Source organism: Caulobacter sp. FW305-C-30-S16, from assembly GCF_058783025.1.
In genome coordinates this window covers 128,275-140,601 of sequence record NZ_JBYSYH010000004.1, presented here as the reverse complement: position 1 = coordinate 140,601, position 12,327 = coordinate 128,275, and the positions used below count along the sequence as shown (strand labels likewise).

At 68.2% G+C, this 12,327-nt stretch carries 12 protein-coding genes; 6 read left to right on the top strand and 6 right to left on the bottom strand.

All coding sequences use genetic code 11. The features are described from left to right. Positions 1–29: 29 nt before the first annotated feature. Complete coding sequence (locus AC3WJT_RS15270; protein WP_492343991.1) at positions 30–368, bottom strand: P-II family nitrogen regulator; 339 nt, start codon at positions 366–368, stop codon at positions 30–32. A 282-nt stretch (positions 369–650) separates the two neighbouring features. On the opposite strand from AC3WJT_RS15270, the gene AC3WJT_RS15265 reads away from it, so the two are divergent. The 6 genes from AC3WJT_RS15265 (at position 651) to ppdK (ending at position 8,177) form a co-directional block, all read left to right on the top strand. Next, positions 651–1,004 (top strand): DMT family protein, encoded by a 354-nt coding sequence (locus AC3WJT_RS15265; RefSeq protein ID WP_492343990.1) that lies wholly within the window; start codon positions 651–653, stop codon positions 1,002–1,004. Between the two features lie 102 nt (positions 1,005–1,106). Then, entirely contained in the window at positions 1,107–1,466 is a 360-nt protein-coding gene (locus AC3WJT_RS15260; RefSeq protein ID WP_492343989.1) for a hypothetical protein, read from the top strand. 30 nt (positions 1,467–1,496) lie between these two features. Beyond that, positions 1,497–2,297, top strand: coding sequence for a fasciclin domain-containing protein (locus AC3WJT_RS15255; RefSeq protein WP_492343988.1), 801 nt, complete (start codon positions 1,497–1,499; stop codon positions 2,295–2,297). Positions 2,298–2,392: 95 nt separating this feature from the next. Next, positions 2,393–3,298, top strand: coding sequence for a glycine--tRNA ligase subunit alpha (locus AC3WJT_RS15250; RefSeq protein ID WP_492343987.1), 906 nt, complete (start codon positions 2,393–2,395; stop codon positions 3,296–3,298). 4 nt (positions 3,299–3,302) lie between these two features. Beyond that, the gene (glyS, locus tag AC3WJT_RS15245; RefSeq protein ID WP_492343986.1) at positions 3,303–5,300 is read left to right on the top strand and encodes a glycine--tRNA ligase subunit beta; all 1,998 of its coding nucleotides are present in this window, start codon (positions 3,303–3,305) and stop codon (positions 5,298–5,300) included. A gap of 186 nt (positions 5,301–5,486) precedes the next feature. Beyond that, positions 5,487–8,177: a pyruvate, phosphate dikinase gene (gene ppdK, locus AC3WJT_RS15240; RefSeq protein ID WP_492343985.1), complete on the top strand. Its 2,691-nt coding sequence runs from the start codon at positions 5,487–5,489 to the stop codon at positions 8,175–8,177. A gap of 119 nt (positions 8,178–8,296) precedes the next feature. Here the strand turns inward: ppdK and AC3WJT_RS15235 are convergent, their stop codons facing one another. From AC3WJT_RS15235 to AC3WJT_RS15215, 5 genes are all read right to left on the bottom strand, one after another. After that, on the bottom strand, positions 8,297–9,001 hold the full coding sequence (locus tag AC3WJT_RS15235) for a VIT1/CCC1 transporter family protein (RefSeq protein ID WP_492343984.1): 705 nt from the start codon (positions 8,999–9,001) through the stop codon (positions 8,297–8,299). Beyond that, entirely contained in the window at positions 8,998–9,282 is a 285-nt protein-coding gene (locus AC3WJT_RS15230; RefSeq protein WP_492343983.1) for a SemiSWEET family sugar transporter, read from the bottom strand. The genes AC3WJT_RS15235 and AC3WJT_RS15230 overlap by 4 nt, the downstream gene beginning before the upstream one ends. 77 nt (positions 9,283–9,359) lie before the next feature. Continuing rightward, positions 9,360–10,766 carry an aminotransferase class V-fold PLP-dependent enzyme gene (locus tag AC3WJT_RS15225; RefSeq protein WP_492343982.1) on the bottom strand — a complete coding sequence of 469 codons (1,407 nt, stop codon included), beginning with the start codon at positions 10,764–10,766 and terminating at the stop codon, positions 9,360–9,362. Positions 10,767–10,824: 58 nt separating this feature from the next. After that, positions 10,825–11,763 (bottom strand): hypothetical protein, encoded by a 939-nt coding sequence (locus AC3WJT_RS15220; protein WP_492343981.1) that lies wholly within the window; start codon positions 11,761–11,763, stop codon positions 10,825–10,827. Between the two features lie 28 nt (positions 11,764–11,791). Beyond that, complete coding sequence (locus AC3WJT_RS15215; protein WP_492343980.1) at positions 11,792–12,148, bottom strand: hypothetical protein; 357 nt, start codon at positions 12,146–12,148, stop codon at positions 11,792–11,794. Positions 12,149–12,327: the final 179 nt, after the last annotated feature.

Sequence of the window (12,327 nt, the reverse complement as noted above, 5' to 3'; positions counted from 1 at the left end):
CGTTGTTATCCCCTTGTCCCGATGATGTTTCAGAGCGCCGCCGAACCGGTTTCACCGGTACGGATGCGCACAGCGTCCTCGACGTTCAGGACGAAGATCTTTCCGTCGCCGATCTTGCCCGTGGCCGCCGCGGCGGTGATGGCCTCGACCGCCTTGGCCGCCGCGGCGTCGTCGACGACCGCTTCCAGCTTCACTTTCGGCACGAAGTTCACCTGGTACTCCGCCCCGCGATAGATTTCCGTCTGGCCCTTCTGCCGGCCGTAGCCTTTGACTTCGGAGACCGTCAGACCCTCGACGCCGGCGCCGACGAGCGCTTCGCGCACCTCGTCGAGCTTGAAGGGTTTGACCACCGCAATGATCAGTTTCATCTGCCTTGCTCCCGCACCCCGGTTGCCCGACGCGCGCCCCTGAATTTCCCTGGCGACCGGTCGCGCCGCGGCGCTTGTCCGCGATCTGCCGATCCACCTGTCACGCTAGCGGCGGGGCTTGCTGCGAAGTGTGCGGCGCACAATGAACAGACGTGAAACCGTCCGTTCGCCCATTGCCTGTGCGGGTGGGGGTGTGGGCGCCCGAAAAATGGGCGCCTTTGGCCGGTGGCGCACGGTCCGGACTCCGCTCAGCCTGTTCGGCGAGCAAACAGGGAGACCGCCATGACCTCGACCCTCTGGCCAAGGCTCGCGCCGGTGCTGCTGCTGCTGGCGTCCAATGTCTTCATGACGTTCGCCTGGTACGGACACCTCAAGCACAAGGGGGCGGCCCTGCCCCTGGTGATCCTCGCCAGCTGGCTGATCGCCCTTCCGGAATACGCCCTTGCGGTGCCCGCCAATCGCATCGGTTCAGCGGTCTGGAGCACGGCGCAGCTCAAGACCATCCAGGAGGTGATCACCCTACTGGTGTTCGTGGTGTTCTCGGTGCTCTACCTCGGCGAACCGGTCAAATGGTCGACGCTGGTGGGCTTCGCCTTCATCGCGGCGGGCGCCGGATTCGTGTTTCTCGGCAAATAGGGAGGGTCGGTCGCAGGCCGATGTTGGGAACCCGACTCGGGGTTGGCGCGTAGTTGACCCGTCGGGGGAACGACGCAGCCGCGTCGCGACATGAGGTTCAACATGATGTCCCTGACCCGTCTTCTCACCGCCGCCGCCGCCACGGCGCTTCTCGCTGGCCCTGCATTCGCCGGAGCCGAGCCCGCCCCCGTCGACCAGCGCCCGACCGCCGATTCGCAGCCGATGAACCCGGTCTCCGCCGACCAGATGGCGACCCCGGCGTCTGCCAGAGCCGTGGACCCTTACGCCCCGGCGATCGTCCTCGGCAGTTCCCCGACAGCGCCGGATCAGGCGTGGCGGTTGAAGGCCGGCGACCCGTCTGTCGTGACCAATGGTCCGGTGCCCGACACGGCTGAAAATCGCGCCCGCTATGGCGCGCCTGTCTCCAACGGCGGTCGCATGACCAAGCCCGCCGGCAACTAGGCGCCTCGCGCCCCAACCAAGGATAGTTCCATGAGCACCAAACGCCTTCTGGGCGCCGCGGCTGTCGCGGCGCTGCTGAGCAATGCTGCCTGGGCCCAGACCCCGGCTACCCCTGCCGAAGCGCCGGCGCCGGCGGTTGTCGCGCCGACCCCGCCCGTCGCCACGCCTGACGCGGCGACGCCCCCGGCCGCCTCGATCGTGACCCCGACGACTCCTGCTGCGCCGGTCGCCGGCAAGCTGGTGGCGAAGGGCGACATCATCGAGACCCTCAAGGCCGACGGCCAGTTCAAGACGCTGCTGAAGGCGCTTGATGCCGCCAACATGACCAGCATCCTGAAGACCAACAGGAATCTGACGATCTTCGCCCCGACGGACGCCGCCTTCGCGGCCCTGCCGCCCGGCGAGCTCGACCGGCTGATGAAGAGCCCGGCCGAGCTGCAGAAGCTGATGACCTATCACCTGATCAATGCCACCGTGGATTCGAGCAAGATCAAGGGCGCCAAGGGCGGCGTGAGGACCGTGGCCGGCACGGAACTGGTGCTCGACGGCAGCGGCGATGCGCTGATGGCCAACAACGCCGGCATTGTTCAGACCGACGTCGCCGCGACCAACGGCACTGTCCATGTTGTCGACAAGGTGCTGATGCCGTCCACGGCCCCGCGCCTGGCCGCCACGACCGGCGCCACGACGGACGCCGCAGCCACTGCGCCGGCCGCCCCGCCGACGCCGACGCCGACCGCGTCGCCGGAGGCGGTGACGCCCGCTCCCGCCCCGAGCGAGGCCGGGCCGGACGCGCCGAAGGAGACATCGCCGCCGGACGCCCCGAAGTAGGCGCGGGACGGAGGAACTTGTTCCCTCTCATCGCTTGAAGCAGAAGTCGGCGGGCCCTATGGTCCGCCGACTTTTTTGCACCTGCGAAGAGAGCCATGTCGGCCGACGCCAAACCCCGTTCCTTTCAAGCCCTGATCATGCGGCTGAACCAGTACTGGGGTGACCAGGGCTGTGTGATTCTGCAGCCGCACGACGAACAGGTGGGGGCCGGGACGTTGCACCCGGCCACCGTCCTGCGCGCGCTGGGCCCCAAGCCGTGGAACGCCGCCTATGTGCAGCCCTCGCGGCGCCCGGGCGACGGGCGCTATGGCGAGAACCCCAACCGCCTGCAGCACTATTACCAGTACCAGGTGATCCTGAAGCCGAACCCGGCCAACATGCAGGATCTGTATCTCGGCTCGCTGCGCGCCATCGGCCTGGACCTGAAGCTGCACGACATCCGCTTCGTCGAGGACGACTGGGAGAACCCGACCGTCGGGGCCTGGGGCCTTGGCTGGGAAGTCTGGTGCGACGGCATGGAGGTGTCGCAGTACACCTACTTCCAGCAGGTCGGCGGCCTGGACGTCTCGCCGGTGGCCGGTGAGCTGACCTACGGGCTCGAGCGGCTGGCGATGTATGTGTTCGGCGTCGACAACGTCTACGACCTGCCGTTCAACGATCCGGACAGCCCGCTGGGCGCGATCAGCTACGGCGAGGTCTTCCTCGAGAACGAGCGCCAGCACTCCGAAGCCAATTTCCACGGTTATGATGTGGACGTGCTGAAGGGCCAGTTCGAGGACATGGAGCGGCAGGTGCCGCTGATGCTCGCCCGCAACTACCAGAACAAGGCGCTGGTCCTGCCCGCCTACGACATGGTCCTCAAGGCCAGCCACCTGTTCAACCTGATGAACGCCCGCGGCGCGATCGCTGTGGCCGAACGCGCCAGCTACATCGGCCGCATCCGCGACCTCTGCAAACTGTGCGCCCAGGCCTGGGTCGACCAGCAGGAAGAGGCCGCGTAAGTCGATGCCCCAGCTGCTGCTTGAACTGTTCTCCGAAGAGATCCCCGCGCGCATGCAGGGGAACGCGGCGCGTGATCTGGAGCGGATGGCCCGCGACGGTCTGGCCAAGGCCGGGCTGATCAGCGAGGGCCTCAAGGCCTTCGCCGGCCCCCGACGGCTGACGCTCGTGGTCGAGGGCCTGCCCGTGGCCCAGCCGGACGTCTCCGAAGAGGTGAAGGGCCCGCGCGTCGGCGCGCCTGACCAGGCCATGGACGGCTTCCTGCGCAAGACGGGCCTGGCCCGCGAGGCGCTGGTCGAGCGCGACGGCGTCTTCTACGGCCACATCCACAAGTCCGGCCGGCCGACGGCGGAGATCATCGCCGAGCTGGTCGAGCAGATCGTCCGCGGCTTCGCCTGGCCCAAGTCGATGACCTGGGGCCACGGCAAGCTGCGCTGGGTGCGGCCGCTGCAGCGGATCCTCTGCGTGTTCAACCGCGAGATCGTGCCGCTGGAGATCGACGGCATCGTCGCCGCCGACCTCAGCGAGGGGCACCGGTTCCTCAGCGAGACCCGCGTCTTCCGCGCGCGCGATTTCGACGAGTACCACGAGGCCCTGTCGGGCCACTTCGTCGTGCTGGATGTCGAGGAGCGCAAGCAGCGCATCCTCGAGGGCGCTCGCACCCTGTGCTTCGCGCGCGGGCTGGAGCTGGTCGAGGACGAGGGGCTGCTGGAAGAGGTGGCGGGCCTGGCCGAATGGCCCACCCCGATCCTGGGCGATATGGACCCGGCCTTCCTCGACCTGCCGCCGGAGGTGATCCGCACCTCCATGCGGACGCACCAGAAGTATTTCGCCGTGAAGACCCCGGGCCAGCCGGGCCTCGCCCCGCACTTCCTGGTGGTCGCCAACATCGAGGCCCCCGACGGCGGCAAGGCCATCGCGGCGGGGAATGCGAAGGTGCTGTCTTCGCGGCTGTCCGACGCCCGGTTCTTCTGGTCCGAAGACGTCAAGGACGGCTTCGAGCCGTGGCTGAAGAAGCTGAACGGCGTCACCTTCCACGCCAAACTCGGCACGATGGCCGAGCGGGTCGAGCGGATCGTCGCCCTGGCCCGAGAGATCGCGCCGCTCGTCGGCGCCGACCCGGACAAGGCCGCCGAGGCCGCGCGCCTGGCCAAGGCCGACCTGACCAGCCAGATGGTCGGCGAGTTCCCGGAACTGCAGGGGATCATGGGCGGCTACTACGCCCGTGAGTTCGGCATGGACGGCGAGATCGCCGACGCCATCCGCGACCACTACCGCCCGCAAGGCCCCGGCGACGCCGTCCCGACCGCGCCGCTGAGCGTGGCCGTGGCGCTGGCCGACAAGCTGGACACCCTGGTCGGGTTCTTCGCGATCGACGAGAAGCCGACCGGGAGCAAGGACCCCTTCGCGCTGCGGCGGGCGGCTTTGGGGCTTATCCGGATCATTCTCGAGAACAACGCTCGCATCGGCTTGCGGACGCTGGCTTCCGACGACCTGCTGGCCTTCTTCGCCGACCGCCTGAAGGTGGCCCTGAAGGACCAGGGCAAGCGGGGCGACCTCGTCGACGCCGTGTTCGCGCTCGGCGACGACGACCTGGTCCGCATCGTCGCCCGTGTCGACGCGCTGTCCGGCTTCCTCGCCACCGAGGACGGGACCAATCTGCTCCAGGGCTACAAGCGCGCCGTGAACATCCTGCGCGCCGAGGAGAAGAAGGGCGAGCTGCCCACCGGCGCGCCGTCGCGGGCCGCCGCGCCTGCGGAGGAGGGGGCTCTGTTCGACGCCCTGACCGCCGCCGCGCCGAAGCTGGACGCCGCGCTCGCTGCCGAGGACTTCACCGGCGCCATGACGGCGCTGGCCGCCCTGCGCGGTCCGGTCGACGCCTTCTTCGACAAGGTTCTGGTCAATTCGGATGTTGCCGCGGAACGCGACAACCGCCTGCGGCTTCTGCAACAGGTCCGCGACGCGATGGGTCGGGTTGCTGATTTTTCGTTGGTGACGGGGTAGGGGAGCCCTTGCGGACATCCGGTGCGTCCTTCGAGACGCGATCCTGAGGGATCGCTCCTCAGGATGACGGGACGGGTGGGCTGCAAAAGTGTTCGTCATGGTGAGGAGCGAGGCGTCAGCCGAGCGTCTCGAACCACGCAGGGACACACCAGAGTGCGTTGAATTGGAACTGAGGACAGGCCGGTAATGTCGGAAGCGCTCACCAAAACCCGCTGGGTCTACAGCTTCGGCGGCGGGACCGCCGATGGCGACGCCTCGATGAAGAACCTGCTGGGCGGCAAGGGCGCCAACCTGGCGGAGATGTGCTCGATCGGCCTGCCGGTGCCGCCGGGTTTCACCGTCACCACCGAAGCCTGCGTCCACTACTACGCCAACGGCAACAGCTACCCCGCCGAGCTCGCCGCGCAGGTCGCCGACGGCCTGGCGAAGGTCGAGGCGGTGACCGGCAAGCGCTTCGGCGATCCGTCCGCGCCGCTGCTGGTGTCGGTGCGCTCCGGCGCTCGCGCCTCGATGCCCGGCATGATGGACACGGTCCTCAACCTCGGCCTGAATGACGCGACCGTTCAGGGCCTTGGCGCGCTGTCCGGAGACCGCAGGTTCGCCCTGGATAGCTACCGTCGCTTCATCCAGATGTATTCGAACGTGGTGCTCGACCTCGACCACCACATGTTCGAGGAGATCCTCGACGACCATAAGGACCGCCTGGGCGTCACCATCGACACGGCCCTCAAGGCCGAGGACTGGGAAGCTGTCGTCGCCGACTACAAGGCCGCGGTCGAGCGGGAGCTGGGCAAGCCCTTCCCGCAGGATCCGCAGGAGCAGCTGTGGGGCGCCGTCGGCGCCGTGTTCGCCAGCTGGATGAACGACCGGGCCAAGTTCTATCGCCAGAACTTCGGCATTCCCGAGAGCTGGGGCACGGCGGTCAACATCCAGGCCATGGTGTTCGGAAACCTCGGCGACACCTCGGCCACGGGCGTGGCCTTCACCCGCAACCCCTCGACCGGCGAGAACCGTCTGTATGGCGAGTTCCTGGTCAACGCCCAGGGCGAGGACGTGGTCGCCGGCATCCGCACGCCGCAGTCGCTGACCAGGGCGGCCCGCGAGGAGATGGGTGACCGCAACCCGAGCATGGAAGAAGCCATGCCGGCGGTGTTCGCCGAGTTCCACGACGTCGCCCGCAAGCTCGAGCAGCACTACCGCGACCTGCAGGACATCGAGTTCACCGTCGAGCAGGGCCGCCTGTGGATGCTGCAGACCCGCAACGGCAAGCGCACGACCCGAGCGGCCCTCAAGGTCGCCGTGGACATGGCCGCCGACGGCGTGATCACCCGCGAGGAAGCCATCCTGCGCGTCGACGCCGCCGAGCTGGACCAGCTGCTGCACCCGACGATCGACCCCTCCGCCACGCGCGACGTGGTGACCAAGGGCCTGCCGGCCTCGCCGGGCGCGGCCTGCGGCCGGGTGGTGTTCAGTTCCGAAGAGGCCGAGCGACTGGGCAACGCCAAGGTCCCGGTCAAGGTCATCCTGGTGCGTCGCGAGACCAGCCCCGAGGACATCAAGGGCATGTACGCCGCCCAGGGCATCGTCACCGCCACCGGCGGCATGACCAGCCACGCGGCCGTGGTCGCGCGCGGCGCGGGCATCCCCTGCGTCTGCGGCGCGACCGACATCCGCGTCGACGCCGACGCCGGCCAGTTCACCGTGCGCGGCCGCACCTTCAAGGAAGGCGACCTGATCACCATCGACGGCGCGACCGGCGAGGTGATGGCCGGCGAGACCCCGATGATCGAGCCCGAGCTCGGCGGCGACTTCGACACCCTGATGAGCTGGGCCGACAGCATCCGTCGCCTGAAGGTCCGGGCCAATGCCGAAACGCCCAACGACGGCCGCACCGCGCGCCAGTTCGGCGCCGAGGGCGTCGGCCTCTGCCGCACCGAGCACATGTTCTTCAACGAGGACCGGATCACCGCCGTGCGCGAGATGATCCTGGCCGACGACGAGAAGGGCCGCCGCGCCGCGCTGGCGACCATCGCGCCGTTCCAGAAGGCCGACTTCGTCGAGCTGTTCACGATCATGGAGGGGCTGCCGGTGACCATCCGGCTGCTCGACCCGCCGCTGCACGAGTTCTTCCCGACGGGCGATGACGACCTGAAGGCCGTGGCCGACACGCTGGGCATCACCCTGGCGGCGATCGAGAGCCGACTGGAAGTGCTGCACGAGTCCAACCCCATGCTCGGCCATCGCGGCTGTCGCCTCGGGATCAGCTATCCGGAAATCTACGAGATGCAGGTCCGGGCGATCATGGAGGCCGCCTGCGAGATCGCGAAGTCGGGCAAGCCCGCGCCGGTGCCGGAGATCATGCATCCGCTCGTCGGCAAGGGCGAGGAGATGGCCTTCCTGCGCAAGCTCACCGACCGCACGGTCAAGGCCGTGCTGGCCGAGCAGGGGCTGGATCTGGCCTATCAGGTCGGGACGATGATCGAGCTGCCGCGCGCGGCCCTGCGCGCCGCGGACCTGGCCGAGGCCGGCGCCGAGTTCTTCAGCTTCGGCACCAACGACCTGACCCAGACGACCTTCGGCATCAGCCGAGACGACGCCGGCAAGTTCCTGAACGCCTACATCGAGAAGGGCATCTTCGAGCAGGACCCGTTCGTCACGCTCGACCAGGACGGCGTCGGCGACCTGATCCGCCTTGCCGCCGAGCGCGGCCGGGCGGTGAACCCGGGACTGAAGCTGGGCATCTGCGGCGAACATGGCGGCGACCCGGCCTCCATCGCCTTCTGCGAGAGCATCGGCCTCGACTACGTCAGCTGCTCGCCGTTCCGCGTGCCGATCGCGAGGCTCGCAGCGGCGCAGGCGGTGCTGAACAAGGGCTGATCCTCCCCATCGGGGGAGGTGGCTCGCCGAAGGCGAGACGGAGGGGGTCACCCGAGACTTGAGCGGACCCCCTCAGTCGGCTTCGCCGACAGCTCCCCCGATGGGGAGCATCTTTTGGCCTACACCATCACGCCGAACAGCTTGCCGATGCCGGCGGTGACGGCCAGGGCCAGGGCGCCCCAGAAGGTCACGCGGGCCGTAGCCTTCCAGATATTCGCTCCGCCGGCCTTCGCGCCGACCGCGCCCAGCAGCGCCAGAAAAGCCAGCGAGGCGACCGAGACGGCCATCGTCAGGCTGCCCAGCGGAAACAGGAACACCATCGCCAGCGGCATGGCCGCGCCGACGGCGAAGGTCGCCGCCGAGGTCAGGGCCGCCTGGATCGGCCGGGCCTGGGTGATTTCCGAGATCCCCAGTTCGTCCCGTGCATGGGCCGCCAGGGCGTCGCCGGCCATGAGTTGCGCCGCCACCTGTTCGGCCAGATCAGGCGTCAGGCCGCGTCCGACGTAGATCGCCGCCAGCTCCCGGTGTTCGGCTTCCGGATCGGTGGCCAGTTCGGCGGTTTCGCGGGCGAGGTCGGCGTTTTCCGTGTCGGATTGCGAGCTGACGGAGACGTACTCGCCGGCGGCCATCGACATGGCGCCGGCGACAAGGGCGGCGATGCCGGCAATCAGAACCTCCGGCTTGCCGCCGGCCGCGGCAGCGACGCCGACAATCAGACTGGCGGTCGAGACGATCCCGTCGTTGGCGCCCAGCACCGCCGCGCGCAGCCAGCCGATGCGGGCGACCAGGTGACTTTCGGCGTGGGACTTGAAGCGGCGGCTCATGGGGTGGATCTCCGGGCGGCCAGTTCGTTGGCGACCTTGATCCAGAGTACGGCGGTCAGGGGAAACAGCTGAATGATATTGCTCAAAATCAGCGGCCAGCTGGCGATCATCAGGCCGTAGATCGCCCAGAGGACGATGGCGCCGGTGTAGGCGCCCTGGGACACCAGCGAGATGCTCGACGTGTCGCGGGTGCGGATCGTGCGGATCGACTGGGGGAACCAGCACAGGGTCGAGATCGTCGCGGCGACAAATCCGATGGTTTCAGCGAGGTTCAGGGCCAAGACAGGGATCTCCGGCCATCAGCGGCCGGAGCGATCATCGGACGAGTCTGGGTGACGGGGACAGGCTATCCGATCCCTCAGCCCTTGATCCGGGCCAGGGCCCCGATCGCGTAGTCCACGTCCTCGACCGTGTTGCGCATGCTGGGCGTCAGCCGGACATGCCGCGTGGCGTAGGGCGCCGCCGAGCCGATGATGTTCAGGCGGCGCAGGCGCCGCACGACCCCGTCAGCCGACAGCCCATCCACGTCGAAGGCGACAATGCCGGCCGACAGGGCCGGGTCAGTCGGCGTGCGCAGGCGGATGTGAGGCATCAACTCGAGGCCGTACTTCAGTCGGCTGGCCAGCATGCGGGTCCGCGCCTCGATGGCCGCCTTGCCGACCATGCCGTGGAACTGGAACGCTTCGGTGATCGCCCAGACATGCTCGAAAGCCTTGAAACCGCCAGGCGTCATCCGCGCGCCCGTTGTCGGACCGGGATCGTAGTTGCCGAGCCAGGCGCCGTAGGCATTGGGCGCCAGGAAGCTGGGCACGGTCGGCGTCACGCGTGACCAGCCGTAGGGCGTGCCGAACACCACGCCGGTGCCCCGCGGCCCGAAAAGCCACTTGTGGCAGCCCGCCACCAGGAAGTCGCAGCCGAGCTGGGGGAGGGTGGTGTTCTCCACCCCGAAGCCGTGCACGCCGTCGACGCAGAACAGCACCCGATCGTGCGGCGGGCGGGCGGCGTTGATCGGCGCCAGCATGTCGGCGATCGCCCGGATCGGCATTTTCAGTCCGGTCGAGGAATGCACCCAGGTCAGGGCCAGGACGCGCGTCTCGGGCCGGATATTGGCCGCCAGCCGCCCGACGATCTGGGCGGTGGTCGCGGTCTCGGAGCGGTCGAACAGCGAGATCTTTCGCACCGTCCCGCCGCGCTTCAGCGCAGTCAGCCGCAGCGACTCGTGGGTCACGTAGTAGTCGTGCGTGGTGGTCAGGACTTCCTGGCCGTAGCGGATATCGAGGCCTGAATAGAGCAGGCCGATGCCGCTGGTGGTGCTTTCACAGAGGGCGACATTTTCCGCCGCGACGCCGAAGTATTGGCCCGCCGCAGTGCGCGCGGCGTTCTGCAACGGCCGATTCCGGCTCTCCAGATAGGTCACCGGGCTGGCGTCGAGGCCCTGGCGGTGGCGATCGATGGCGTTGCGCACGATCCGCGGGTTGGAGGCAAACAGCATCGCCGACAGGTCGACCAGGCTCCAGTCCAGCGCCCACTGCCCGCGCACCCAGGTCCAGTCCGTCCCGCCCGGTTGCATCGGCTCCGGCGCCGGCGGCGACTGTACCTGGGCGGCGGTCGTGTCGTCGGGGTCGTGGAAGTCCGGATCAGTGGGCGGCTCTTCGGCCGGCGCATCCTGTGCGACGACGGCCTGCGCCATCGCCGCGGCGCCGAGGGCCAGGCCCGATCCCGCGAGCAGCCGACGACGGCTCAGCCCGGTTTCGCGCTTGCGCATGACCCCCTCCAACCCCTGGCGGCCACTGTCACCGGTTTCGCCCGATGTTCACGCGCCTTCACGTGGAAGGAGAATGGTCCTCCGCCGGCGTCCCGTCACCGACGATTGCACCGATGTGCCGCAGTTTCCGGACGAGCCGGCTCAGGTCAGCGTTGCTGCGCTCCTGCAGCAGGTGCTCGCGCTTTCGTTCGTCTTCGCCTTCTGTCGTCGGCAGGCCGAACCCGCTGCTGTCCTGATAGAGCCAGCCGCCAGCCACCATGGCCTTCAGGTTTCGCCGGACGGTTTCGCGCGGCATCGCCAGCTTCGCCGCCAGCGCGCTGGCGCTGATCGTGCGGCGGGCTGAATTGGGCGGCGGGTCGTCGTGGTCGGCGAAGAGGATCTCGGGTCCTTCGCTGAAGTGCGACGACGTGTGATCGGCCATCGCCAGATAGAGGTAGGATCCGAGCAGCGAGAGCGGCGCGGTGTAGGAGCGCAGGTCGACAGTCCCGCGCAGGACGTGCTGGGTGGCGAGGCGGATCGAGCCCCACATGGCCGGAAACGGCGCCGGGTGCAGTCGTTCATGCCGGCGGAGGCCGGCGCACTCCGAGAGCGCCAGCCGTTCGATGGCCCGGTCGAGCGCGCCGAGGTAGCGCAGCATCATCGGTCCGAACCGAGGAACATTCATCGCGGCAGACGAGATGAGCAAGCCGTTGCGGGTTGTTTGCAGCAGGCCCTCGCCGATCAGGAGGTTGACCTTCACCCGCGTCGTCTCCCGGGGAAGGCCGAGCGAGTCCGCCACGCGCTGGATGCGGATAGGACGCCGCAGATCATCGGGCACCGCAGTGTGCGCGTACTGACGGGTCAGCACCGGATCGTCGTCCAGTTGCCCGACATTGGCGGCCGATATGGCGGCGAATATCAGGCTCTTCTCGAGGTCTCCATCCAGGCAGTCAGAGGTCGCCTGGACGACGTCCAGGTTCAGCCGGATGTTGATTCTGAGGATGTGGCGGAGGTTCATGCCGTCCAGGGAGCGTTGCCGGGACGCGTTACCACGCCGAGGCGATCTGCAGTCGCGCTCCGAACAGCTGGAGCGCGTCCCTCGTCAGGCCCCAGCGATGGCTCCCTTCCCCGAAGGGCTGACACAGGAGCGACCGCGCCCGCTTCGATTCTTCGACGAGGGTCATGTGCGCCTGAAAGACCTGGAAGATCTCCTGCTTCAGCGCGTCTGACGCCCGCAGGGCCTGGCCGGCGCGATTGGAGGCGATGTGGTGACAAACCGCGTCCCTGTGCGCCTGCCCCCGAAAATGAACAAGCGCGTCGATGATTTCGGCCAGAACCGGATCGACCTTGGCCGACCGCCGCACCCGCTTTCCCGGGCCGGGGTACTGCAGAATGTTGTCCATGGGCGGTTCTCACAAGGCTACCGGACCCGACTAGGGAGACCTGCGTCGAAACATGTCCAGTTGGCGGATACCAGAAATGGGCGCCCTTGCCCTCTGGCCATGGTTTCGATGCCCCGCAGGTTGAAAAGTGAGCGTAAATTCACCTGACAAGCGCGCGCCAACGTGGCCTCCTGCACGCT

What these genes read in the sequence shown, in the direction of transcription:
- AC3WJT_RS15270 (WP_492343991.1), bottom strand. Translation starts at nt 368, where the DNA reads ATGAAACTGATCATTGCGGTGGTCAAACCCTTCAAGCTCGACGAGGTG.
- AC3WJT_RS15215 (WP_492343980.1), bottom strand. Translation starts at nt 12,148, where the DNA reads ATGGACAACATTCTGCAGTACCCCGGCCCGGGAAAGCGGGTGCGGCGG.
- AC3WJT_RS15235 (WP_492343984.1), bottom strand. Translation starts at nt 9,001, where the DNA reads ATGAGCCGCCGCTTCAAGTCCCACGCCGAAAGTCACCTGGTCGCCCGC.
- ppdK (WP_492343985.1), top strand. Translation starts at nt 5,487, where the DNA reads ATGTCGGAAGCGCTCACCAAAACCCGCTGGGTCTACAGCTTCGGCGGC.
- AC3WJT_RS15220 (WP_492343981.1), bottom strand. Translation starts at nt 11,763, where the DNA reads ATGAACCTCCGCCACATCCTCAGAATCAACATCCGGCTGAACCTGGAC.
- AC3WJT_RS15265 (WP_492343990.1), top strand. Translation starts at nt 651, where the DNA reads ATGACCTCGACCCTCTGGCCAAGGCTCGCGCCGGTGCTGCTGCTGCTG.
- AC3WJT_RS15225 (WP_492343982.1), bottom strand. Translation starts at nt 10,766, where the DNA reads ATGCGCAAGCGCGAAACCGGGCTGAGCCGTCGTCGGCTGCTCGCGGGA.
- AC3WJT_RS15255 (WP_492343988.1), top strand. Translation starts at nt 1,497, where the DNA reads ATGAGCACCAAACGCCTTCTGGGCGCCGCGGCTGTCGCGGCGCTGCTG.
- AC3WJT_RS15250 (WP_492343987.1), top strand. Translation starts at nt 2,393, where the DNA reads ATGTCGGCCGACGCCAAACCCCGTTCCTTTCAAGCCCTGATCATGCGG.
- AC3WJT_RS15260 (WP_492343989.1), top strand. Translation starts at nt 1,107, where the DNA reads ATGATGTCCCTGACCCGTCTTCTCACCGCCGCCGCCGCCACGGCGCTT.
- glyS (WP_492343986.1), top strand. Translation starts at nt 3,303, where the DNA reads ATGCCCCAGCTGCTGCTTGAACTGTTCTCCGAAGAGATCCCCGCGCGC.